Annotated in this window: 19 protein-coding genes and 1 pseudogene; 12 read left to right on the forward strand and 8 right to left on the reverse strand. The window is 61.3% G+C overall.

The genetic code is table 11. The features are described 5' to 3' along the window. The 4 genes from RMN95_RS14180 to RMN95_RS14195 all read left to right on the forward strand — a co-directional run bounded on the left by RMN95_RS14180 (nucleotide 1) and on the right by RMN95_RS14195 (nucleotide 5435). Complete coding sequence (locus RMN95_RS14180; protein ID WP_309617559.1) at nucleotides 1-1623, forward strand: ABC transporter substrate-binding protein; 1623 nt, start codon at nucleotides 1-3, stop codon at nucleotides 1621-1623. 61 nt (nucleotides 1624-1684) lie between these two features. Then, nucleotides 1685-2653, forward strand: a complete 969-nt coding sequence (locus RMN95_RS14185) for an ABC transporter permease (protein WP_309617560.1) — start codon at nucleotides 1685-1687, stop codon at nucleotides 2651-2653. Continuing rightward, nucleotides 2650-3501, forward strand: coding sequence for an ABC transporter permease (locus RMN95_RS14190; RefSeq protein WP_309617561.1), 852 nt, complete (start codon nucleotides 2650-2652; stop codon nucleotides 3499-3501). The genes RMN95_RS14185 and RMN95_RS14190 overlap by 4 nt, the downstream gene beginning before the upstream one ends. After that, the gene (locus RMN95_RS14195) at nucleotides 3498-5435 is read left to right on the forward strand and encodes an ABC transporter ATP-binding protein (RefSeq protein ID WP_309617562.1); all 1938 of its coding nucleotides are present in this window, start codon (nucleotides 3498-3500) and stop codon (nucleotides 5433-5435) included. Before RMN95_RS14190 ends, RMN95_RS14195 begins: the two co-directional genes overlap by 4 nt. 166 nt (nucleotides 5436-5601) lie before the next feature. On the opposite strand, the gene RMN95_RS14200 is transcribed toward RMN95_RS14195, so the two are convergent. Together RMN95_RS14200 and RMN95_RS14205 are read right to left on the reverse strand one after the other, a co-directional pair. Continuing rightward, nucleotides 5602-6351 (reverse strand): FadR/GntR family transcriptional regulator, encoded by a 750-nt coding sequence (locus RMN95_RS14200; RefSeq protein ID WP_309617563.1) that lies wholly within the window; start codon nucleotides 6349-6351, stop codon nucleotides 5602-5604. Nucleotides 6352-6384: 33 nt separating this feature from the next. Continuing rightward, the gene (locus RMN95_RS14205) at nucleotides 6385-7731 is read right to left on the reverse strand and encodes a Xaa-Pro peptidase family protein (protein WP_309617564.1); all 1347 of its coding nucleotides are present in this window, start codon (nucleotides 7729-7731) and stop codon (nucleotides 6385-6387) included. Between the two features lie 266 nt (nucleotides 7732-7997). Between RMN95_RS14205 and RMN95_RS14210 the strand changes: the two genes are divergently transcribed. The 6 genes from RMN95_RS14210 to RMN95_RS14230 all read left to right on the forward strand — a co-directional run bounded on the left by RMN95_RS14210 (nucleotide 7998) and on the right by RMN95_RS14230 (nucleotide 14379). Next, nucleotides 7998-9038: a hypothetical protein gene (locus RMN95_RS14210; protein ID WP_309617565.1), complete on the forward strand. Its 1041-nt coding sequence runs from the start codon at nucleotides 7998-8000 to the stop codon at nucleotides 9036-9038. After that, a complete protein-coding gene (locus RMN95_RS14215; RefSeq protein ID WP_309617566.1) occupies nucleotides 9035-10207 on the forward strand; it encodes an enolase C-terminal domain-like protein in 1173 nt (390 codons plus the stop codon). Before RMN95_RS14210 ends, RMN95_RS14215 begins: the two co-directional genes overlap by 4 nt. Before the next feature lie 472 nt (nucleotides 10208-10679). Beyond that, entirely contained in the window at nucleotides 10680-11606 is a 927-nt protein-coding gene (locus RMN95_RS14220) for a dihydrodipicolinate synthase family protein (protein WP_309617567.1), read from the forward strand. A gap of 352 nt (nucleotides 11607-11958) precedes the next feature. Continuing rightward, nucleotides 11959-13473, forward strand: coding sequence for an aldehyde dehydrogenase (NADP(+)) (locus RMN95_RS14225; RefSeq protein ID WP_309617568.1), 1515 nt, complete (start codon nucleotides 11959-11961; stop codon nucleotides 13471-13473). Between the two features lie 334 nt (nucleotides 13474-13807). Beyond that, nucleotides 13808-13879, forward strand: coding sequence for a hypothetical protein (locus RMN95_RS17195; protein WP_397545299.1), 72 nt, complete (start codon nucleotides 13808-13810; stop codon nucleotides 13877-13879). A gap of 338 nt (nucleotides 13880-14217) precedes the next feature. Next, complete coding sequence (locus tag RMN95_RS14230) at nucleotides 14218-14379, forward strand: hypothetical protein (protein WP_309617569.1); 162 nt, start codon at nucleotides 14218-14220, stop codon at nucleotides 14377-14379. A gap of 715 nt (nucleotides 14380-15094) precedes the next feature. Here RMN95_RS14230 and RMN95_RS14235 read toward each other — a convergent pair. The 5 genes from RMN95_RS14235 to RMN95_RS14255 all read right to left on the reverse strand — a co-directional run bounded on the left by RMN95_RS14235 (nucleotide 15095) and on the right by RMN95_RS14255 (nucleotide 20942). Beyond that, a complete protein-coding gene (locus RMN95_RS14235) occupies nucleotides 15095-15766 on the reverse strand; it encodes a response regulator transcription factor (RefSeq protein WP_309617570.1) in 672 nt (223 codons plus the stop codon). 20 nt (nucleotides 15767-15786) lie between these two features. Further along, a complete protein-coding gene (locus tag RMN95_RS14240) occupies nucleotides 15787-17034 on the reverse strand; it encodes a hypothetical protein (protein WP_309617571.1) in 1248 nt (415 codons plus the stop codon). Then, a complete protein-coding gene (locus tag RMN95_RS14245; RefSeq protein WP_309617572.1) occupies nucleotides 17031-18194 on the reverse strand; it encodes an ATP-binding protein in 1164 nt (387 codons plus the stop codon). Before RMN95_RS14245 ends, RMN95_RS14240 begins: the two co-directional genes overlap by 4 nt. Before the next feature lie 104 nt (nucleotides 18195-18298). Beyond that, complete coding sequence (locus RMN95_RS14250; RefSeq protein ID WP_309617573.1) at nucleotides 18299-19504, reverse strand: homoserine O-acetyltransferase; 1206 nt, start codon at nucleotides 19502-19504, stop codon at nucleotides 18299-18301. An 88-nt stretch (nucleotides 19505-19592) separates the two neighbouring features. After that, the gene (locus tag RMN95_RS14255) at nucleotides 19593-20942 is read right to left on the reverse strand and encodes a bifunctional o-acetylhomoserine/o-acetylserine sulfhydrylase (protein WP_309617576.1); all 1350 of its coding nucleotides are present in this window, start codon (nucleotides 20940-20942) and stop codon (nucleotides 19593-19595) included. A gap of 122 nt (nucleotides 20943-21064) precedes the next feature. Here RMN95_RS14255 and RMN95_RS14260 point away from each other — a divergent pair, with 122 nt between their 5' ends. Together RMN95_RS14260 and RMN95_RS14265 are read left to right on the forward strand one after the other, a co-directional pair. Beyond that, nucleotides 21065-21634, forward strand: a complete 570-nt coding sequence (locus RMN95_RS14260) for a PadR family transcriptional regulator (RefSeq protein WP_309617574.1) — start codon at nucleotides 21065-21067, stop codon at nucleotides 21632-21634. Continuing rightward, nucleotides 21631-23199, forward strand: coding sequence for a DHA2 family efflux MFS transporter permease subunit (locus RMN95_RS14265; RefSeq protein ID WP_309617575.1), 1569 nt, complete (start codon nucleotides 21631-21633; stop codon nucleotides 23197-23199). The genes RMN95_RS14260 and RMN95_RS14265 overlap by 4 nt, the downstream gene beginning before the upstream one ends. A gap of 4 nt (nucleotides 23200-23203) precedes the next feature. On the opposite strand, the pseudogene RMN95_RS14270 reads toward RMN95_RS14265, so the two are convergent. Continuing rightward, a pseudogene (locus RMN95_RS14270) lies at nucleotides 23204-23565 on the reverse strand (fucose 4-O-acetylase); the annotation flags it as partial.

Below are 23565 nucleotides of genomic sequence, written 5' to 3' on the forward strand. Positions count from 1 at the left end.
ATGAAATCCAGATTTGCAGAGCACAAGGGGATCAGGCGGCCCCGCCGCTGGATCCTCGGCATGGTCGCAGTGGTCACCGGCGCGGTGCTCGCGCTCAGTGGGTGCACCACCTCGCCGAGCGCGGTTGACAGCGCTGCTGCCACAGCCCCGTCATTGACATGGGGACTGGCGATAAGCCCAAGAAGTTTATTCGCGCCGTCGAATTATTCCCAAGACGGTTCGAGCGTCATGTCTCTCATTCAGAGCCAGCTTCTGAACATCAGCAATGAAGGCAAGCTTGAGCCGGGTGTAGCCTCCAAGTGGGAAGCCGTAGACAGCACAACTTACGAGTACACGATCGGCAAAGCAGTCTTTTCGAACGGAGACAAGGTCACTGCTGAGGATGTTGCCTTCTCTCTCAATCTGCAGCTCGACCCGAAGGTCGCCTCCCAGGAGGGGGGCCTCTTCAGCAACGTCGATTCGGTGACCTACGACGGTGACGTCGTTACAGTGAAGCTCAAAAAGGCGGACTCGCTCTGGCAGTTCCTTCCTGCGAGCATCACCGGATATGTCTACCAAAAGAAGTCTGTCGAGGCGTCGTTGGCCACGTATGGAACGCCTGAGACTTTGCCCATCGGCAGTGGACCGTACATGGTGTCTGAGTTCGTTCCGGACTCGCAGGTCGTCTTGGTACGCAACCCGAAGTTCATAGGCGACAAGCCGAAGTATGACAAAATCACCTTCAAAATTATCCCGGACCCCCAGACGATGCTTTTGGCAATGAACACGAGAGAAATCGACGGCACCTTTTCTGTACCGTCCGCGTCGATTGGCCTGTGGAAGGCGGCAGCCGACGTTTCCACATTCTCGGGTCTGCGCTGGACAGGTTTGACGTTGGACATGACGCAAGCCCCGTATAGCGACATCCACGTTCGCAAAGCGCTGTATTACGCCACCGATCGCAAAGCAATAGTCGATGGGTTGTTAGGAGGTCTTGGCACAGTGTCCACCACCGCCAACGATCCGAGCATCTTCGCTGCGGCTTTGGATAAGGGAGTAGTAGACAGCTCCTACGAACAAATTGAAACGTTCCCGTACGACGTGAGCAAAGCTAAGCAGGAACTGGCCATGTCATCTGTACCGGATGGCTTCGACCTGACGCTCAACGTCCCTCAGTCAGCGGTACTCGAAGCGATCTGCCAAGCAGTCAAGGCGGACTGGGCGAAGATCGGAGTCAATGTAACCCTCAATCTGATGCAGGGTGGTCCGCGTTTTCAGATCATCATGGACCATGCCCCCAACCTCGGTGTACAGATCATCAGCAACACGCCTGACGCCCCGGATTCTGCACAAATGGCGTGGCAGTACTACAGCAGCGAGCAGGCGGTTCAGAACGGCAACAACTCGTCTAACCTTCGCGATCCGAAAGTCGACGCGCTGATTACAGAGGCGCAAGCTTCCACCGACTCAGAAAAAGGTGCACAGATGGTACTGGAGGCCCAGGTTGCCGCAGCGAAGTTCGTGCCGAGTATTCCTATCGCCTGGGGTCAGTACCCGGTCGCTGTAAAGAAAGGCGGCAACGCGAAAGGCGTCGGTACCTGGTACGCGCAACAGATCTGGACGGACCTAATCTCGCTCAAGTAGGTAATGCGCGGGTGGGGTGACAGCACCCCACCCGCGCACTCGAGAATGGAGGAAAGCCAGCATGCCCTCGAAAGCCATCGGTATCTATCTACTCAAGCGCATTGCGTTGCTGGTCCCTTTGGCCATCGCAGTCACGTTTTTCGTATTCATTCTGCAGAGCCTCATCCCCGGCGGCCCCATCGCTGCGCTCCTTCAGGGCAAGTCGCCCAGTGCGGAGACGATTGCGGCGCTGCAAGCGAAGTTCAATCTCGACAAACCGCTTTACGAGCAATACTGGATATGGTTGAGCCACGCGGCGCGCGGCGACCTCGGTATCTCGATTGCCTCCAGCCAGTCTGTGTCCGCCGGAATCGGGCAAAGGCTCGGGGTCACATTGATCCTCAATCTTGTCGGCATGTGTCTGTGTCTAGTCGTCGGCGTCCCGATGGGCATCATCGCCGCCTATCGGCGGGGCAGTTGGGCCGACCGGTTCGTGGTAGGTCTTAACGTCTTCTGGAGCGGGGCACCGCACTTCGTGATCGCTATCGTGGCGCTGTTTGTATTTGGATATGTGCTGGGATGGTTCCCGATCGTCGGAGTCGGCGACGGAAGCCCTGGGAGCCTGTTTTCCCACCTCGTGCTGCCCTGCTTTGTCATGGCGTTAGGACCCCTGGGCTTCATCACGAGACTAACTCGGGCATCGATGCTGGAGAACCTTTCGGAGGACTACGTCACGTTCGCCCGCGCGCGGGGGCTTGGATTCTGGACCGTGCTGGTGCGGTATGCCCTGCGCAATTCCCTGGTACCCATTATTACGGGCATCGGTTTGGTATTGATCGGCCTCTTGACCGGGACGGTGTTCGTGGAGACGGTGTTTGGTATTCCGGGCCTTGGTGGTTTGCTCGTCAGTTCCGTTGTGAACGTGGACTTTCCGGTTGTGCAAGGGCTGGTGCTCATCATCGCGGCTTGGATCGTCTTCGCCAACCTGATCATCGACGCCATGTACGCGATCGTCGACCCGCGGGTCGGATTCGGGAAGGTGGCTCAGTGACCACCACCGCGAGCCTGATCCGACCCTCCGCTCGAGTCGGACGCAAGAGGCGCCTCCCGATCTCCACGTTTCTCGCAATCGTGTACGTACTGCTTGTTGTCGTGACGAGCATCTTCGGCTCGCTCTTCATGCCGTACCCGCCGTTGCAGCAGGATCTTTACTCAATTGGAACTACGCCCTCCCCTGATCACCTGCTCGGGGCTGACTTTCTTGGCCGCGATGTGTTCAGCCGGATCATCGCCGGATCATCTACGGCGCTGCTGGGGCCGCTCGTCGTCGCGGTCAGCGGCCTGGTCGTTTCCTCGCTGCTCGGTATTTACGCAGGTTATTCAGGTGGTCTCGCCGATTCTGTCATCATGCGCATTGTCGACTTCATGTTCGCGCTGCCGGGCCTTCTCATTGCCATTGTCGTCGTAGCACTACTGGGAGGGGGCTATTGGATGGCGATCGCCGTGCTCAGCTTCCTTAACGTCCAGGGCGACATCCGCATCGTTCGCAGCGCGGCCTTGAGGGAACGAAATCTCGCATACATCGAGGCGGCACGGGCGGTGGGCGTACCCCCTTGGCGGATCATGTTCCGGCACATTTTTCCTAACATTTCACCTATTCTCGTGTCGGACTTGGCGATCGACTTCTCCGGGGCGCTGGTTGCGCTCTCCGGTCTGGCCTTCCTGGGGCTTGGATCTGATATTGGAGCCCCGGAGTGGGGAACACTCCTCGCCGATGGTCAGCAGCTCCTTTTCATTAATCCTTCCGCGGCATTGGTCCCCGCCGTGCTCATCATCCTGCTCGCGGTCTCCATGAACCTTATTGGCGACTGGCTCTACGAAAGATATTCCTCACGGTGACGATCACAACACCCAACCCCAGCCGCTGGGACAGCATTTCCCCGGCGATCGAAGTTCGTAACCTCTCTATGGTGTTCGAAGCACAGGATGGCCCACGTGCGATCCTCGACGACGTCAGTTTCACTGTCGGAATCGGCGAGACAATCGGAATCGTCGGTGAATCCGGTAGCGGCAAATCTATGACCATGAGGGCGATCATGCGGCTACTGCCCCCGCGGGTGACGACGACCGGCAGCATCATGTGGCAGGGTCGAGACCTGTGTAAGTCAAGCCAGCGCGAAATGCAGGGCATCCGGGGCGGAGGGATCTCTCTTTTGCTCCAGGACCCGTTCACGATGCTTAACCCGTTGATGCGATGTGGAGCTCACATCGAAGAGGGACTGCGGCTTGGCCCACTCAAGAGGGCATCCCGACGCGAGGTGCGGGAGGAGACGGTGCGTCGGCTGGCGGAGGTAGGTATTCGAGACTCGCAAGTTGCCGAGCGCTATCCGTTTCAACTCTCCGGAGGGATGCGCCAACGAGTAGCGTTGGCCTCAGCTCTTGCACGAGATCCCGACATCCTCATCGCCGACGAGCCGTCCACTGCGCTGGACGTTACCACCCAAGCCGAGATACTCGACCTGCTCAAGTCGCTACAGGCCTCGCGCCAGATGTCGCTTATTCTGATCACCCACGACCTCAGGGTGGCCTTCTCGATCTGCAATCGCGTTTATGTCCTTTACGCGGGCTCGATCCTCGAGTCTGGGCGTGCCGAGATGGTGGCAAAGGATCCACAACACCCCTACACGCTCGGACTGCTGTTGTCTGACCCACCACTTGACCGTCGCGCAGCCACCCTCACGGCGATTGACGGGTCTGTTCCGCCCCCGGATTCCGTCCACGACCAGTGCGCCTTCGCCGCCAGGTGTCGGTGGAGCCAAGTCGAGTGTGTTGCCGCGAAGCCGCCGCTGCAGTTGGTCGCCCCTCTCCACCACTCGGCGTGCATCAGGCTCGACGAGATACAGACCGAGATGCGCGGGGTGCGCACGCAGAGGTCTGCTGCGGCCCCGGAGCTCGTGCTGGGCGAGCCTGTCGGCACACCGCTCTTGACGGTCAGCGGGCTGACGAAAACTTATCCGCCCGCTCGGCGTGGGCTAGAACCCGTTCGCGCTCTTCGCGGAGTAGACGTCACCGTCGGCAAGGATGAGAGCGTCGGGCTTGTAGGAGAATCCGGATCGGGGAAGACCACGCTGGGGAGATGCATCGTGGGGCTCGAAACGCCAACCTCCGGGACCATACAGTTAGGAGGCATCGCCGCGCACGATCCCGCGACGCTTACTGTCACGATGCGCAGGGCATTACGGCGGACCGCGCAGATTGTCTTTCAGGATCCATACTCCTCTCTCGACCCGCGGCAGACGATTTCCGCAACACTCATCGAGACAATGCAGGTCTCGAAGACATCTGCGGACATGCCAATGCGGAAACGCGTAGATGAACTGCTCGAAATTGTCGGTCTCCCGGCCTCCTACCGATCGCGGCTTCCCAAAGCGCTTTCGGGTGGTGAACGCCAGCGGGTCGCCATCGCGCGAGCACTCGCAGTCGGTCCCAGCCTTCTCGTCTGCGACGAGCCGGTCTCGGCCCTCGACGTCTCAGTTCAAGCCCAGGTGCTGAACTTGCTCCGGTCCCTTCGTGAACGCCTCGGGATCAGCTATCTGTTCATCACTCACGATCTGGCGGTGGTACGACAGGTGGTTGACCGTGTCTACGTCATGCACAATGGCGTAATCGTCGAGCAGGGGCCCGTGTCAGAAGTACTTGACAATCCGCGAGATGAATACACCCGAAGACTTGTGGCCTCCATCCCCCGCAATCCTTTCGAGGGCAACGGCCACAACGCTGAGCACCCTGAGCAGAAAGAAGATGAGCCACGGCAACACGATCCTCTGGTGTGAGGACTCGGTCTGGAAGCGGCTCGGGGCGATTCGAAGGGGAATGGTTGGACGCCTAAGGCAACTGCCGGCGGAGTCCTACTGACCGCAGGCGGGGGCAAGCAAATTCAGTCGGCCGTCGACGTGCTATCTCCGTTCGAAGCCAAGACACCCGACGGAGCTGAAATCGTCATCGCTCGCGAGCGGTCTTGTCAGCGCGTGGCTTAACGCTCCGCTGTGGGTCAGCGATCTCGCGACGCGCGACCCACCTCAGATGTTCGGTCATGGCTTGCTTGGCGCCGTGAGCGTCTCCTTCTTCGATGTGCTCGAACACCTTGCGGTGCTCGAGCACATCGACCTGCCGATCACGCGGCTCGCCATCGATGTCCGGATGGTAACCCCGTTCCCTAACTATTCGCAGCATCGGCTGGAGAAGATCAAATAGTCGAACAATCATCATATTGCCGGCCGCGAAGACGATAGCATTGTGGAAATCAAGATCGGCAGCAACGAAGGAATCGCGGTCGTCGAGCGCCACTTCCATGGCACGGAGGGAGGCGCGCATCTCGTCGAGTTGCGACGGTTCTGCGCGCTCGGCCGCCAGGCTCGCCGCCTGAGATTCGAGAATCGTGCGAAGTTCAATAAAATCTACGAAAAACTCACCGGTAGCTCCCACCTCCACCCGGACCTGAAGGATCTCTGGCGAGAACTCATTCCATGACCTTGCGTCGAGGACGATCGTTCCGCGTCCTTGGTGACTTCGAGTCATTCCAACGCCCGAAACTGTGCGCATCGCTTCGCGGATTACCGAGCGGCTCACACCGAACTGTTCACACAACTCTTCCTCAGTCGGGAGTAGCTGATTCGGCTTCAAGTCACCGAGAACAATCCGTGAAATGATTTGCCGCGCCACGCGCTGCGGGAGGGAATTGCTGGTCACTACGTTAAAGATAAGCGGATCCTCCCAATCAATTCAACGCTCAGACGAATTGATGAGAGTTTCTACCTCATCTAAATTCAGCGGCGTGCCGTCTGTAAAATTTTCGATACCGTGTGCGGTTATTGCGACAGTATCTTCGACGCGTACGTATATCTTCCTATCGCGAACCCACATGGAAGGATCAATAGAGATAACCATGCCCTCTTCGAGCGGACGCCCGAAGTACTGGCCATTGTCGTGGACGGCCATGCCCACCGGGTGGGATAGGTGTCCTCGCCAGCTCAAAGTGTCGAGAACGCCCTGGCGGACGTCGGCGGAGGAGAATGTGTAGGCGTCCACCCTTGAGCGCATTTTTTCGGCGACCTCGTCCATTACGTCATCGGGTGTCCGGCCCGGTCGAATTGCCGCAAGCGTTGTCTGATGGTATTCGACCATGTAACCGTACAATGCTCTTTGCTCTTGGTCATAACGACCGTTGACGGGCCACATTCGCCCCATGTCGCTGGTGTAATAGCCGACGTCAGGGGCCGCATCCATCAGGATCATTTCCCCATCACCAAAAGTACGTGTGTTGCGAGTGTAGTGACCAAAGGGGATTGCTGGCCCCGACGCGATGATCGATCCGTAGCCCTCCGATCTGGCACCGTTTGAGATGAAGGTATACAAGGTCAGGGCGGCGATTTCTCGTTCAGTCTGACCAACCCGAGTCGCGGCCATGGCCGCCGTGGTTGCCTTCGCTGCGAGTGCACCGGCTCGTCGTAGTAGAACGAGTTCAGCTTCGCTTTTGATCAAGCGCATCTCGTCAATTGCCGGACTCAGGTCGCTCACTGTGAACTGCGGGAACCGGTCGCGAAGATGAGCTAGCAGCCGACCCTCCCGGCTTGATTCTCCGTCCCAGGGATCAGAAACAGCTGCAGCTCGCCTCATCAAACAGTCGTCGCGACTGGACTTGGCCAGTTCCGCGGGGGAAAACGGCACAAACAGCCGATTGCTTGCCGGACCTCGGAACAGCGGGCGCGCGATGTCGAAACTCAACTGTTCGACGGGTCGTACCTCATCGACTCCGCTTACCGCTGCGGCCAGTTCCGTGTCCTCATACGCGAGAGACACCCCGTCGGATGCTTCTCTTACGGCGTTGCGGTGCGGCAAATACAACGTGCTTGTCCCTGTCGCCGCGTCAATAAGAAGGTAGGAGTGCGGCACCTCGGTTCCGGTGAGGTAGTAGAAGTCGTTGGACTGCCGGAAGCTTGTCGATCCGGCCTGAACGGGCGCACCGGAGATAAGGGCGCGCGATCCGTCAAGTTTCGCCGCGAGTCGCTGTCGTCGTCCTCGGATTTCCTCGGCTGTGAAGTCGGTCTGCACCAACGGGCTATCGATCACGATCTGATGCTCCTAAGGCTGCTCGTTGGCCGGTCAATCACCGAATTTTGATGCAGACCGCACCAGACCATGAATGGTCTGGTTGTCTGATGATAGCATTCAGGGAACTACAGAGATCTCGCTCTCGCGCGAGTCATTCTCGAGAAGCTCGGTACTCACGGTCGACGCCGCTGGCTTCGAGAGGTGGATGGTCACCTAGCAGTAGTCGACGGTTCGACGAGCTTCATCGGCAGTGATCAGATTCGTATCAATAGGAGATTGACAACATGGATGACAAGTTGCTCGCACGCATCAGTAATGCTCGAGGAATCTCGGGTTTCGAAGACGAGATTCAAGCCGTGGTGACGGATGTCTTGGGTGGCTGCTGCGATGAAGTGAGTCAGGACAGGATGGGAAACGTCATCGGTATCAAGAGGGCGACCAGTGTCCCTGACGGAGCAGTACGTCCGTTACGTGTTGTCGTTGCCGCCCATTCCGACGAGGTTGGAATGATGGTGAAGCACATCAGCCCGGAAGGCTACATCAGGTTCCAGCCCGTGGGAGGCTTGCACGGACCGACAATCATGGCTCAGCACGTGCTGATCTACGGACGTGAGCTGGTGCGAGGCGTGGTCGCACCCACCCAGCACGGCTCGCCCGATCACACGCCTCCGCTCACTGAGATGTACATCGATCTCGGAAGGCCCGCGGAGGAGGTTCGGCGGCTGGTAGAGATCGGAGATCCGATCACGTTTTTAGGCCAACTCGATCGTCTGAACGACAAGGTCGTCACGGGGCGGAACTTCGACGATCGCATTGGGATTTACTGCCTGCTCGAGGCGATGCGCGGTCTCGGCGATATATCCGTCGATGTGTATGCCGTCAGTACGGTACAAGAGGAGGTGGGTGTTAGGGGGATGGTTCCGGCGGCCTACGCGATCGAACCAGATATCGGTATCGCCGTCGATGGCAGCTGCACAAGAGGACCATATCGAAACGCAGATTGGGATCCAACGTGCGATATGGGCAACGGCACGGGTGTGTACGTCATGGACAGCCGAACAATTGGTGATCCGCGGTTGGTGCGATTCCTTCTTGACCTCGCCGAAAGCCACGAGATACCGGTTCAGCGCGATATCGGAGGCGGGACGGACGCGTCGGAGATTCAGAGAACAAAGTCCGGGGCGATGGCGACGACGATCGGCGCCCCAGTGCTTTACATGCATTCCGCGGTACAGCTTTGTCATCAGGATGACATCGACGCAACGGTCTCGCTGATCAGGGCCTTCCTCGAGCACGCACATGAGCTGATGTTGATCGCAAAATGAAGATCACCCAGGTCACTGCTACGCCGATACGCGTACCGATTCCGGCCGCGCCTTACTCCACCGAGAATGCCGGCACGAAAATTGGTTGGGATGGGAAGCGAAGCAGGATCACGCCGAAAAGGCCAACTCCTTGTCTTGACTACATCCTGGTTCACATTGAAACCGATGAAGGATTCAGCGGCGTTGGCGAGGCTCAGGCTGACATGGGATTCTTTGGACAGTCCCTAGAGGAGGTCCAGGCCAGCGTAGAAGACTACTTGGGGCCGCAGTTGATCGGGAAAGATCCGTTTGATCGTGAGTATCTCTCTTCGCTGATCGACTACCTCGGTAACTCCTGCGCGAAAGCGGGAATCGACATGGCGCTCCATGATCTCCTTGGGAAAGCGCTGGGAGTTCCTGTTGCTGCGCTTATCGGTGGACTCCACAAATCGCGTGTGATGGTCGCAATTGAGATAGCAGGAGGCCCTCCCGACGACATGGCCCGTGAATGCTTAGCGTTCATGGAAAAGGGCGTGCGCGCCTTTAAGCCGAAGATCGGTGCTGATCCCGAGATTGACGCGGATCGGCTACGCGCGATTCGCGAGGCTGTCGGACCAGAGGTTTCCCTTCGAGCCGATGCAAACCAGGGTTACACCCCCAAGGAAGCCATCAGGTTCTGCCGCCTCGCCGAGCGTTACGAGGTGGGATTGGAGCTCCTCGAACAGCCGGTGGCGGCGTGGGACCTGCAGGGCATGGCGTCGGTCCGGCGCAGCGTCGATGTCCCAATCGAAGCGGATGAGAGTTGCTTTACCATCCACGATGCAATGCAGATTGTGAGGCACGAGGCCGCCGACGTTCTCAATATCAAGCTCGGCAAGGTCGGTGGCCTCTATAACGCCAAAAAGGTCGCCGCGATTGCGGAGGCCGCGGGATTGCGATGTGTCCTCGGCACCGCGTGGGGGCTCGGGTTGGAGATCGCTGCGAAGCTTCACCTCGCCGCGTCAACCATGACCGTAATAGACGCGGTGGAATTCACGGAACTCGGTCTGCACGGGAATCTGCTTGCAGCGCCGCACGACGCTTTGCTTGCGCTACCGCTCACCGATGGTTGCCTGTCAGTCCCTCACGGACCTGGCTTGGGAGTCACCCTCGACGAGGAACAAGTGAGGTTGCACCGCGAGGCAGGGTAGTGACTCTGTTTCGGGACTGACCGTCGCAGTGCCCATCTGCTCTGAATTTTTAACTCATCCCGACGGCTCGTAAAAGGCGCGCTAGCCGAAGCAGCGAAGGGCAGAGATGCCATCGAATTATTAGTGTGAGGGATTGACGAGGAGCGACGTGGCTAATGATGTGATCATTGTCGGCGCCGACATCATTGGCGCGGCACGCGCTCTCGCCGCGGCAGTTGGGACGTGCCAGTTGTCGATCGCGCCACAGCCGCCGGTGGCACGTCCTCGGCCTGCAAGGGCAACCTCCTCGCGTCCGACACAGGGCCCGGCCATGAACTGGCAGTTACCCAGCACGCATCGTCTCTCTGAAAGGCCACCGTCGCCGAAGGCACCGAACAGCTGCGGCGGGCTTCCGGTAGTCGAGCGAGCATGCCGCCGTGACCAACACAAGCTCGACCAACGAGTCAACCGAAGAACCCACGAAAGGGCCGAAATGAGCAAGCAGGCATTCGATCTCGGCGGCGTCATCGTCGCCACAACCCTCGCATTCAAGGCGGACCCGTCGGCGCTGTCTGGCCTGGCCGTCGACTACGACAAATTTGCGATGCACTGCGACTGGCTGATCAAGAACGGATGTCGCGGTGTTGGCCCGAACGGATCGCTCGGCGAATACTCCTCACTCACTGACGAGGAGCGGCGCAAAGTGATCCAAGTTGCCGTCGAGGTAGTCGACGGCCGCGGACTGGTCGTGGCCGGTGCCCACGGTGTCGGGTGGCACCAGGCGAAATTGTGGGCAGAGTACGCCAAGGAAGACGGAGCCGACGGCGTTCTGCTCCTGCCACCGACCATCTACCGGGCGAACGAGTCGGAAATCATCGAGCACTACCAGCGTGTTGCCGAAGTCGGACTGCCAATCATGGCCTATAACAATCCCCTTGATACCAAGTGCGACCTCACCCCTCACCTCGTCGCAAAGCTGGCTGACATCCCCGAGGTCGTCGCCATCAAGGAGTTCTCCGGCGACATCCGCCGCGTGCTCGAGATCAAGGAACTCTGCGACATCGACGTCATCGCAGGTGCAGACGACCTGCTTTTCGAATCGCTCGTTGTCGGCTCCACCGGCTGGTTCGCCGGCTACCCGAACGCGTTTCCGCGTGAGGCTGTGGAGATCTACGATCTGGTCATGGCCGGCAAGATCGACGAAGCCCGCGAACTCTACACCGCCCTCGTCACGGTATTTCGGTGGGATTCCAAGACCGAATTCGTGCAGGCTATCAAGCTCTCCATCGACATTGCTGGAGGAAGCTACGGCGGCGCCACCCGCCCCCCGCGCGGACCGCTGAGCCCTGCGAACGAAGCTACTGTCCGCGCCGAGACGCAGAAGGCGCTCGACTACATCGCCTCCCGCCGCGCCGCCTAGCCTCGACAGGCCTGGCGACCGATGGGAAGGAGGAGAGAGTGCGTTCCCAACTGATGTTCACCGCCGTAGAGTCGCACACCGAAGGGATGCCCACCAGTGTTACCACCGGCAGTGTGGGATTGATCCCCGGCGCGACGAATGAAGATCGAGCGTACTTCATTGAGCAACTGCACGATATTTGCTGCCTTCTGATGAACGAGTCGCCCGGCAGGCGGCTATGGGCGGCGCCATCTTCCAGCCATCCACCCGAACGGACGCCGACTGGGGGTTGCCTACATCGAGGTGTCCGGATGCCTGCACTGCTTGACCCCAAAAACCCATCTCCGATCTGATCTCAATGTTAGGGCGCGCCATGAACACCTCCGCAGATGAACTCGAACAGATCGCTCGCCGTGCATCGGATGCCGCGCCGGCGTGGGCGGCTATATCGCCGTCTGTGCGTGCTGCGGCACTCGTTGCCGCGGCAGAGGCCCTTGAGGAGGCCGGACCCAGGCTCGTCGCTATTGGGATGGACGAGACTGGTCTTTCACAGGCGAGGCTGACCGGAGAGCTTAAACGCACAGCGGTGCAACTGCGGCTATTTGCGGAGGTCGTCCTCGACGGCGCCTACCTTGACGTGCGGATCGACGAGGCCGACAGCGACTTCGCATTGGGCGTGCGACCAGACCTTCGCCGATATCAAATACCGGTCGGACCGGTCGTGAACTTCGCAGCCAGCAACTTTCCGTTCGCGTTTTCAGTCGCAGGTGGCGACACCGCATCGGCGCTCGCGGCCGGCAACCCGGTCATCGTGAAGGCACACTCTGGGCATCCATCGCTCTCCGCGCACACGGCGAAGGTCGTCGCCGGTGCGCTCGAGGCTGCCGGTGCACCGCTCGGCACGCTGCAGCTGATTTCGGGCCAAGAGGCGGGAGTCGCGATGTTGAAGCACCCTTTGGTCGCTGCGGGAAGCTTCACTGGCTCGATCCGGGTCGGACGCATGCTCGCCGACATCGCCGCCGCCCGCTCAGCGCCGATCCCGTTCTACGGAGAACTCGGCAGCGTGAACCCAGCTTTTGTGACCCAGGCAGCCCTGGTTGAGCAGGCCGCTGCTATCGCTGACGGATTCGTCACGAGCGTTTCAGCATCGGCAGGACAGTTCTGTACCAAGCCTGGTTTCCTGTTCGTGCCAGTCGGTCACGGTATGGGCGAACGGCTGGCCGCCAAGGCGGTCGCTGTTGATGAACACCGGATGCTGAACCCGGGCATTGCTACCGGCTTCCGTGACCGGCGCTCGGCAATTCTAAATACGCCTGGCATCATTATTCTCGCCGAGGGAATGTTGCGCTTCGACGACTTCGGTCAGGGTTGGGCGACGCCCACCATCGTGAGTATCTCCGTGGCGGACCTCCTTGCCCAGCGTGAGACCCTGACGGACGAAGCATTCGGGCCGCTGTCGATTGTGGTCGAATATAACCCCGATGACGATCTCGCAGCGGTGGCTGATCAGCTGTTTGAGGGAAGCCTGACCGGCACGGTCCACATGGGTTCTGGCGAGGATACGGCGCGGCTGCGTTCGCTCATCCAGTGGCTGACCCAGCACGCCGGTCGGGTCCTGTTCGGGGGCTGGCCCACGGGTGTCGCAGTATCGCCAGCAATGCAGCATGGGGGACCGTGGCCGTCCACGACCAATGACACCAGCACATCCGTCGGAACCGCGGCCATCGCGCGGTTCCTCCGCCCGGTCAGCTACCAGGGTGCGCCGCAAGAACTGCTACCCGAGCCACTTCGCGACGATAACCCGTGGGCAGTGCCGCAGCACCGCAACCTCGCCGGAGACTCGCTCACCTGGGGAGACTTCGCGCGACCTGTCGACGTCCATCCGTGATATTGGTCGTGTAATTGATGAGGATCACGGCCACTAACTGTTTTGGCTACGAACTGCATCATGCTTATGGCGAGTACGTCATTTCGGGAAACCGCGCAGCCAGCTCGGAGGTCAGCACGCTCGTGCGTGTGCAGACCACTGAGGGGTTATCAGGCCGGGTCGAGATCACCCCCGTGGGCGACTTGTGCTTGCAGACACTGGTCCGGGATGCGCGCCGTGTTGTATACCCTCGCGCTCCGCCTGATCGGGGCGGACCCCCCCCGAACCTCTGCAGTATCTATCTGCTCATGAACGGGACCCTCTTGGGCGGGGCTTTGCCAAGTCCGCAATCGATGTGGCCCGGTGGGACCTTCTCGGGAAGGCAGCCGGTGCGCCCGTTTTACTACTTCTCTGCGGCGTTTTATAAGGGAGTCCCACTCCACGAGACCGTTCCACCAGGAGCACCGGCGGAGATAGCGGCCTTCGTCTCTCAGTGCAAGAAGGCCGGCAGCCACCGCTTCCAAGTCACAGTGGACCACCCCCACTGCGATGTGGCCAGAACCCGTGCAGTCGTCGAGGTCACCGAACAGGACACGCTGATCATGACCGACTCTGATAGGGGGTTTAAACCTCAGGGCCGTACAGGTTGCAATACGCGGTCTTGCCGGCCTCCCGGTCTTCATCCTGCAGCCGTGCCGCCCAACAGAGGATTGCATCTTTGCCAGGAGGCATTCTGCGCCGCCGCTCATATTGGACGTGTCGATCATGACCCAGCAATACGTCTTCCATGCGAAGAAGGTCGCCGGGGCGGCGTCGATCAACATTGAGATCAGCCGTGTCGGTGGGTTGACCCAGACGGAATGCATGCGCGACCTCATGCAGGAGCTCGACATGATGGTCTCGGTTGAGGATGCACTGGGGCGGTGACATCGTCACCGCCCCAGTGAGCCACCTGGCCGCCAACACACGCCCCGAGAACGTTCGGAAAGCCTCGTCCATGAGTGACTGAACAGACGAGCATGTCGCTGGCTGGCCCCACGCTCTGCCGGTTGTCCCGGATGCGCGCCGGACGGTCCGGGATTGGGCATCAAGGTGAACGCCGAGGGGCTTGGCGTCATGTTCAGCGTGACCGACGGTGTCGAGCTGATGCCTTTCTCTGCTGCCCTTTCAGACCAATCCGGCCGAAGTAGCCGATCCCTTCCGCACGAATATAGGGAGCAGCCCAGTAAGTGAGCCCATCTCCGGGGCGCCCCAACGTGATCCTGACCTTTACATACCGTATGACGTTCTTGACGTTGCCCGATCCGCATTTCCAAGCCTGATGGGCTGCGGCCCTACCTTTACAGTCGGTCGGGGAAATGATGAGGTGTCAAGGCCGCCCTGCAGCGTGGACTGCGCCTGGTCGGGCGCTCTATTGAGGATTCTGTCGCCGATCTCGGTGGGGACGGCCGTCAGGACGAGGCTGGGGTGCGGCACCCCAGTTTCACGACTATCGCCCGGGCGGGACCGGATGCCTTCGCCGGATCCATGGCCGGATGCCCGCGACTGTCACCGAGAAGTTCCGCTCCGATGAGCGGCGCGCTTGTCGGAGCCGGGGAGTCCAGCCGAGATGGTGGGGTGCGCCGACGGCGCTAGCGCCGCGCTAGAACTGGCGCGGCAGATCTGACTCGACGAGGATGCCATCTTCGATGGCCCGCTTGCGAAGGGCAACTTTCGTGCCGACATCGAATCCGGCCACGCGGTACTTCTCGCGGATGCGCTTGAGGTAGCTCTTGGCCGTTTCTTCGGAAATGCTGAGCTGGAATGCCACCGCCTTCACCGGCTCACCACCGCCGTAGAGGGCCATGACCCTGCGCTCCTGCGCGCTCAGCTTCGGTGATCCGCCGACCTCACCCGCGTTGAGAGCAAGGTCGAGTTCGGCAGAGACGAACGACTCGCCCTTGGATGCGGCGCGGATTGCCTCGACGATCATTCCGGCATCCTCGCTCTTGACGAGGTAGCCGAGTGCACCGGCAGCGAGCGCCTCGCGAACGACGTTGGGCTCGGAGTATGTGCTCATCAACACGACCCTCACTCCGGTAGTGCGCAGGGTGTTGATTTTCAGCGACACCGGGATGTTGTCTTTGAGATCGAGATCGAGCAGCACGACATCGACCGGGAACTCCGGATGGGTGATCAGTTCGGGCCAGGTGGGCACGGCCGCGACCATATCGATGTCATCGGCGGCGTTGGTGATCCACTCGGTCAGTGCGCCCAGCAACATTCGGTGGTCGTCAACAAGTGCAACACGGATACGAGTGTTCTGGTCGGTCACGATGAAATCCTCTTGTTCGATTACTGGTCTGCCGGATTATCGACGAGACAGGCAATATCCACCCGTAGCGTCGAATTCTGGGTTGAGTCACTGTACTGCCCCATTTTGCGCAGTGCTTCCCACGTCGCAGGATCGACCCTATTGCGTGCGACCCCCGAAATGGTCAGGGTGAAGGGGATCGTGATCTTGCGACCGTAGCCGGTCTCCACCGACTGCGTTACGGGGCCCACGGAGATCTGCACCGTGCGCCCCGCGCTCTTCGCCGTGTCGCTGATCAGCAGCCACACCGCTGACAGCAGCCCGTCGCGCTGTTGCGGGTCGAGCAGGCCCGCAAGGCTGCCCTTATCGGTGAGGGTGACGACCTTGCCGAGCAGATCTGATTCCGTGATGGCGTGGTACAGCCAGGTCTCGCGTCGACCCTCGATCAGGTGCAATCGAAGTTCGGTGGCAAGGGATGCCGCAACCGAGGCGGTCCTCGGATCGAGGGGCAGTTTCGTGCGGCCGGTCGAGACCGAGTCGAGCAGCTCCTCGGCGGCAAGGTCGAGCCGCGCCAGCTCTTCGGACGCCATCATCCCGACCGCAAATCGGGGAGCCGACACCGTGCTTTGAACAAGAACTCGGTCGAGTTCGACCTGAACGAGCCTGCGAAACCCCCGGACCAGCACGACGCCGATGAAGGCGGGAAGCACGACGAAGGCAAGTGTCGTGACCTGCGGCGCGTAGTTCTGTGGGTCTGGTTCGGTGTTCAACACCATCGCAGTCGCGAATACCAGCCCCATGGCTCCCGCGGCGATCAGGATGTCTGCCGACCGACGAATAGTGACCACGATCACGAGCGCCATTCCGGCTGTCGCCGCCGCCGTGGCGTGTCGGCCGATGTCGCCCAGGGGCCAGATCGCGGCGAAGTCGATGGCGATGGTGGCCGCGAGCCCGGCGAGGAACATCGCGAACATCCAGTGGGGAAGTTCCCCGACGATCGAGCGGGACACCAGGACCATGGCCGTGAGTACGACGATCAATACGACCCAGGCGGCAAGAGCGATGAAGGGATTGGGATAGGTATCCCAGAGGGCGATGAGCCAGACGATCCCGTAGAGGGCGCGCAGGCCGCAGATTACGGTGGCGCCAATACCGATGAACCCGATCCCGAGGCTGGATCGCACAGGAGTGGCGGCCCGGATGACGCGGCGCGTGGCATCCGCCTCCCGTCGTTTGCCTCGACCCAGGATGACGCCGAGCGTATTCTCCTCTGGCGGTGAGTAGGTCATCGTGGCACCTCCAGAACGACCGTGGTTCCCGAGCCTGGCGAAGAGAATAGTCGTGCTCTCCCGCCGACCTCCTTGAGCCTTCCGACGACGGATTCCTTGAAACCGAGCCGCGCCGAGTCGACGTCGTCGAGCAGGAACCCGACCCCCGCATCCGTGATCATCGCCCTGACGGTTGTTTCGTCATCGGTGATCGTCACGTGTGCCTCGGTAACCCCCGAGTGCCTTCGCACGTTCTCGAGGCATTCGGCAAGAGCGAGCAGGAAGGCGTCGAGCACCTCGCTGGGCAGAAGGACCTGCCCGGTTCCGTGCCAGCTCACTTCGAGCCCCATTCGACCGAATCGTTGCTTGACCGACTCGAGGGTGGTGCCAAGCACCGTCTCCTCGACCTTCTCGAGGTTGTAGTCGCCGGACGATTGCGGGGTAGGAGTCGCACCAAGTCTTAACTGGCGCAGCAGTCGCGCGTCGTCTGCGGCCTGCTGGCGCATCGCCTCCGGAGCCACGCCGACGCCCGAGTGCGCAAGAAGCGTCAAGGTTGCAAGCACCGTATCGTGCAGGAGCCTGGCGCCCTGGCGACGCTGCGCCTCGGTTTCACTGGCCTGCCGCTCGGCTCGATGAGCCCGACCTATACTCGCGATGCGCCGAGCAACCTGGGGAACGCCCGCGGTGACCCAAAAGCCGATAACAGCGGCGAGGGTCCACCCGAGCACGATAACCGCAAGAGTGCGCGAGACGGGCTGGAACGTCAGGGTGAGAAGCACCGTCATGATGGTCACGACGACGAACGCAGATACCAGCGCAACACGCCTCACCGCATCCGTCGTGAGCACGATTGCCGATGACGCGAGCGACGCACTCGCGATCTGCATGACGGCAGAAATCGCCGACTGGCCGGGGCTCACCGTCGGCACCGTGGTGATGACCACGATGATGGCCAGGCCGACCAGGTACGCGGCAGCGACCCAGCCGAGAGAGCGGCTGCGGCCGATCCTGAACTGAAGCAACCCCAGCACTGCGTACAGGACCAGGCAGATGATGTATGTGGGCAGGTCGACGGCGCCCGGAAGGCTAAGGCAGATCAACGAGACGACGGTGAAACTCATGCCGAAAACGCGCGCAGTGCGCTGAAGGAGGCGGTCACGCTCCTTGGCTATGAGGTCCATATGGTGCCCATAGTTTCACAGTCTGGCCCCGAAATCGGGGTGGCGCACCGCGAGGGTTTCTGCACGGTGCGAGCGACCTGGCCCAAGGGCGCAGCCTGGCGGGCTCACGTGGCCAGAAGTCTCTCGATCTGAGCGCCGACGAGGCCATTCTCAATGAGGAATCCGTCGTGACCAAAGAGCGAGCCAATCAGGTGCGGCCGGTCTCCGTCGAGGTTCCCCGGCGCGTGTGCGGCGATGTGTTGCTGGTCGGATACGGGGAAGAGTCGGTCACTGTCGATGGCGAGTATGAGGGCGGGCATCGTGACTGCAGCGAGCGCCGCCGCCGTGCCGCCTCTGCCGCGGCCGACATCGTGCGAATTCATCGCCTCGACGAGTGTGAGGTAGCTGTTCGCGTCGAAGCGCCTGGTGAACTTATTGCCGTGAAAGTCGAGGTAACTCTCTACCGCATACCTACCGCCCTCCCCGAGTGGGCTGAGCTCGCTCTGGGCGCTGCGTTCGAAGCGATCATTCAATTCGCTGGATGACCGGTAGTTGAGCAGCGCCATTCGACGCGCCAGCGCGAGGCCGCGGTGTGGCCCGTCACCGTCGGCCGCGTCATAGTAGTCTCCCTCGCCGAAAGCCGGATCCATCCGGACCGCTTCGAGTTGCACCGAGTTGAGGGCGATCTGGTCGGCGGACGACTGGGCGGGCGCGGCGAGCACGGCGACTCGTTCCACTCGCTCCGGATAGCTCGCTGCCCACTCGAGCGACTGCATGCCGCCCATCGATCCGCCGATCACCGCGGCCCAGCGGCCGATACCGAGAGCGTCCGCCAGCGCGCGCTGGGCATCCACCTGGTCCCGAATGGTGATGAAGGGAAACCGCTTGCCCCATTCCGCGCCATCGGGAGCGTAGGAGGCTGGGCCGGTGGTGCCCTGGCAACCGCCCAGCATGTTAGGCGCGACGACGAACCAGCGCGCGGTGTCAATCGCTTTGCCGGGGCCGACCAGTCCGTTCCACCAGCCGGCGGTCGCGTGCCCTGGGCCAGGCAGACCGGCGACATGGCTATCTCCGGTCAGCGCGTGCGCGACCAGGATGGCGTTTGATGCGGTGGGGTTGAGCGTGCCCATCGTTTCGAATGCGATTCGCACCGTGGGCAGCTCGCCGCCGCGCTCAAGGCTGGTTCGGCCGACCGAAACGAACTGGCGTGACCCGGCAGGGTCGCCCTCGCGCCATGCGCCGGAGGCCGGCGGTTTGCCCAACAACGAACGTGCGTTCGCCTCGGTGATGAATGCCGAGGGCACGGTATCTTCGGGAGTCTGCCAATCCATATGAGTACCAGTATCCCGAACAAACAGGAGCGCCGCCGTTTATGACAACGACGACGCCCCGTACTGCTCTCGATCTGTGTGGTGGCGACTATGCAGAGGCGCTGGCCGCGGTGGCGATGCTGCGCGCGGCGGTAAAGCCGAGCTGCAGGTCTGCCTTCAGGTCGTCCACATTCTCGATGCCGACAGACAGTCGCACGAGGCCAGGGGTCACTCCGGTCGTGAGCTGCTGCTCGGGGGTGAGCTGGGAGTGGGTGGTTGATGCGGGGTGGATGATCAGGCTGCGCACGTCACCGATATTCGCAAGGTGGCTGAACAACTCGACGTTCTCGACGAGAGCGCGGCCCGCGCTGACGCCACCCTTTAGCTCGAACGACACGACGGCGCCGACGCCCTTGGGGGCGTACTTATTCGCGGCGGCATACCAGGGGCTCGAGGGGAGGCCGGAATAATTCACCGAGGCGACATCGTCGTGGTTCTCGAGCCACTCGGCGATTTCCTGAGCGTTCTGCACGTGGCGTTCGATGCGCAGGCTGAGGGTTTCGATGCCCTGGATGATGGCGAAGGAACTGTCAGGCGAGAGGGCGGCACCGGTGTCGCGCAGAATGGTGACCCGCGCCTTGATCACGAAGGCGATCGCGTCGCCGAGCACGGTCGTGTAGCTGGCACCGTGGTAGCTCGGGTCCGGTTCGGTCAACCCGGGGAACTTATCGGCATTCGCCGCCCACGGAAACTTCCCGCCGTCGACGATGACGCCAGCAATGACCGTTCCGTGGCCTCCGAGAAACTTCGTGGCCGAGTGGATGACGATGTCGGCGCCGGATTCGAAGGGCCGGATCAGGTAGGGTGTGGCGATCGTGTTGTCGACGATGAGAGGCAGGTTATTCTCATGCGCGATGGCGGCAACCTTCTCGGTGTCGAGGATATTGATCTTAGGGTTACCAATGGTCTCGGCAAAAAACAGCTTCGTGTTGGGGCGCACCGCTGCGGCCCACTCCTCCGCGTCGTCCTGGTCTTCAACGAAGGTGACCTCGATGCCCAGCTTTCCTAGGGTGTACTTGAACAGGTTGTAAGTGCCACCGTAAATCGACGACGACGAGACGATGTGGTCTCCGGCGCCCGCGATGTTCAGCACCGCGTAGGTGATAGCCGATGATCCGGATGCCACGGCAAGGGCCGCGGTGCCGCCTTCGAGCGCGGCGACCCGCTGCTCGAGCACGTCGGTGGTCGGATTCATGAGCCGGGTGTAAATGTTTCCGAATTCGGCCAGTGCGAAGAGGTTTTGCGCGTGCTCGGTGCTGTTGAAGACGTATGAAGTCGTCTTGTAGATCGGTGTGGCACGAGCATTGGTGGTGGGGTCCGGTTGAGCGCCGGAGTGAACCTGCTTGGTCTCGAACTTCCAGTCGCTCATCGGGTTCTCCTTAGATCTGAATCGTGGCAGGCGCCGCAGAGGGGCACCCTGTGTAGTGAGCTTAGGCAGGCCACGTCACTCCGGCAATGGCGGGCGAAACATGGCGTAACTCTCGAGTTGACACACAAAACTAGTCATGCGAGAGTACCCAAGTGTCATCCATTCGACTTTTCGTGCTCGGGTCGCTCGCTGAGCGCGGGCCGATGCACGGTCACGCCCTCAGGCTTCTCGCCGAAGAAGAACATATCGACGAGTGGGCGGACGTCGCCGCCAGTGCGATTTACGGAGTCATCAAGCGGCTGGTGACTGAGGCTCTCATAGCGGGGGTGCGCACCGAGCGTGAGGGCAACTATCCGGAGCGCCAGGTGTTCTCGATCACCGAAACCGGTCTCGAATCTCTTGCCGAGATCCGGCGTCACGCTCTTGAGACGATCGTTCTGAGACCGGATCCGGTCGACCTGGCCATGGCCAGGCTCGACGACGCCAGCCTTGCCGACCTGCCAGCGACCGTGGAGTCCCGGACGGCCACTTTGCGTGCCCGGCTGGACTATTCCGAAAGCCACCTCATCGAGATTTCAGAGCATCTGACCGTAATGGAGCGACATATCATGCGCCACCAGGCGGCACGACTGCGAGGCGAGATCGCCTGGCACGAAGAACTCATCGCGGCACTGCCGGCGATCATCCACGACGAGAAGTCCAGGAAAGGACCGCCATCATGAGCACCACCGAAAGCCCCAGGGACGCGGCATCCGGTCGACCGATCTGGAAACCTCCGGTGGGGGTCAGCGAAAAGCGCGCGTGGGCCGCACTCGCGGTGCTTCTGGTGGGGCTCTTCATGTCGTTGCTCGACACCACGATCGTCAACGTCGCGCTGCCGACGATCCGCGACAGCATCGGAGCCAGCGAGTCGACCCTCGCGTGGATCATCTCCGGCTACGCACTCGCCTTCGGCCTGGTCCTGATCCCTGCGGGCCGTGTTGGCGACAGGATCGGTCATAAATGGGTGTTTTTCGTAGGCCTTGCGCTTTTCACTGCCGCCAGTGTGTTCGCGGGTCTCGCCCAGGACTCAACCCAGCTCATCGTCGCCCGCGTGCTTCAGGGGCTTGGTGGCGGCATCTTCTTCCCGCCCGTGACAGCCTTCATCCAGCTGCTGTTTCCACCGATGAAGCGAGGCAAGGCGTTCGCCATTCTCGGCGCCGTGCTGGGTGTCTCGTCGGCCCTGGGCCCGGTGGTCGGCGGTCTCCTCATCGAAGCGTTCGGCGAAGAAAGCGGCTGGCGCTACATTTTCTTCGTGAACCTGCCGATTGGTGTGGCCGGGCTCATCGCCGCCGCGATCGTGCTGCCGAAGCTGGCCCCCGGAATGAAAGCCTCGATGGACTTCTTCGGGCTGCTTCTGCTTGCCGGATCGCTCGTCGCCATCCTCGTGCCGCTGATCCAGGGGCAGGAGCAGGGTTGGCCCCTGTGGACCTATCTCTCGATCGCAGGGGGACTCGTGCTCCTGGTGCTGTTCGCGGTCTGGGAGAGACATCTGGCGGCTCGGGGTGCATCACCGCTGGTTCCGCCTCACCTTTTCTCGCACGCCGCATTCACGGGAGGCACGATCCTGGCACTGGTGTACTTCGCCGCATTCACGAGCATTTTCTTCACCATTTCACTGCTCTGGCAGGCGGGGCTGGGGCACACCGCACTCGAGTCCGGACTAGTGTCGATCCCGTTCGCGATTGGCAACATTATCGGTGCATCACAGAGCGACCGGATGTCACAGAAGCTCGGCAGGGGAGTGCTGGTGCTCGGTGCTGCACTGGTTTCCTCCGGTCTCGTCGCGCTGTGGCTGATTCTGCTGAACATCCCCGGCGCCGACCTCACCAATTGGATTCTCCTCGCGCCACTGGCCATCGCCGGGCTTGGCAACGGATTCTTCATCGCCCCGAACAGCCGGTTTATCGTGGCCACCGTCGACAACTCCGAGGCGGGTGCGGCCAGCGGGGTGATCGGCACCATGCAGCGCATCGGCAGCGCGATTGGCATCGCCGTGGTGTCCAGCGTGCTGTTCGGGGTCGCTAACCTCACCGGGGTCGCGGCTGAGATTCGGCAGAAAGTCGCGGCGGCACTGCAGGCGGGCAGCTACGACACGCCGCAGCTCGCCGGCGAGGCCATCTCGAAGATGGTTCTGACGGCTCACTTCACCGAGGCGGCCACCGTCGCGATGTTCGTGAGCGCACTCTTCGCGCTCGTGGCCCTTGCCCTGGTGTTCACCCTCCCAAAACGCGTGCAACTGCACTGAACCGCTAGGGCTTCGACAGCCCGTCCTTCGTGACAAACAGCCATGATGCCCTCGGCTCAATGAACGGGCGGAACACCCTGCGCACGATCGGAGTGCCCAGGGTGAGCGAGATCGCGATTGCCGCCAGGATCATGCCCGGCAGCAGCAGCGCGGGTGGGTCGGCCCCTTGCAGGATTCCGGATTCACGGATGGGATACAGCACGAAGGTATGCAACAGGTAGATGTACATGGTCGCCTGACCCCAGGACGTAATCGGGGTGTTCACCCGGGGCACCAGTGCGAGAAACGCGGCGATGAGCACAGTGGCGAGCACAATCACGCCGAGCCGTGCGGCCCCCGCCCACCACGGGTTCGCGTCCATCGCGG

The organism is Salinibacterium sp. (assembly GCF_031364185.1).
Classification (GTDB): Bacteria; Actinomycetota; Actinomycetes; order Actinomycetales; family Microbacteriaceae; genus Rhodoglobus.